A 941-nucleotide genomic window follows, 5' to 3' on the forward strand; every position below is an offset into this window, starting at 1 on the left:
AGTTCTATAGCTAAAGTGGCTCTACAATTTGAAAAACCGTCATTCCGCTACTCGTTAGCGGAATCTATACCGCGAATGAATCCATAGCTGTACGAACATTCATTTTTGAAGGTAAATTGCACAACAGATGATGTCATTCCAGTCTGGAATCCAGAAATTTTGCTTATAACTGAGCTGATGAGCTAAAGGTAGTTGTCTTATGCTAAAACAAACGTTTTTAATTAAGTTGCATAGAAGCTGGATCCCAGTGGGCTTTGTTGCATCGCTAGCTATGATGGATTAAAGATAAAAAAGATAGGGAATATCAGTAGCTTATTATTCTGGTATTTATAACAAGAACGGTCAGTGAATACCTAAATTTGAGTAAAAGAAATTTCACTACCACTCACTAATCTGGCTAAAATTCAAGAATTTCAATGCTTTAGCTATTTTCAATAGAATTAAATTTATTAATATAAATAACAAATTACTATTCTTAAATTTGATCAGATTGATTGCAAAAAAACAAGATTTTCAATAAGTTGCTTATAATCCTAATTATAGTTAGCCTTTCATAAGTAGCGATGCAACAAAGCCATCCCAGTGTCTGGGCACTGGCCCACTGGTGGGAATTGCTCCCAAACTACAACGTTCGTACAGTTGTGGATACCGTGGCGGTATGACGTAGGGAAACCTTTCTTGGGTTAAGCTTTAAATTAAAACATCAAGTATATTGAACTTAAAACATATCTCAGCTATACTTTGCGATAAAGTTAATAAAAATTTTAATAAAATCAGTAAGACTAACCTCTAGCTAAAATGAATACAAAGTGAGCTTTTTTGATATAAATAGTGTTAGAATAATTGGTAGGTACTTTATCAATTTTTTGTTAAGGCTTGGTAGTGCATTCATATTTTTTATTCAATCTCTATACCACTGCCTTGTGCCACCATATTATTTT

General features: G+C 33.0%; 1 pseudogene. It reads left to right on the plus strand.

The window, feature by feature from the left end:
• Positions 1 to 809: 809 nt before the first annotated feature.
• Positions 810 to 941: pseudogene (locus WG67_RS08670) on the plus strand (ABC transporter permease); the annotation flags it as partial.

It is taken from the genome of Wolbachia endosymbiont of Drosophila incompta (assembly GCF_001758565.1).
GTDB lineage: Bacteria > Pseudomonadota > Alphaproteobacteria > Rickettsiales > Anaplasmataceae > Wolbachia > Wolbachia pipientis.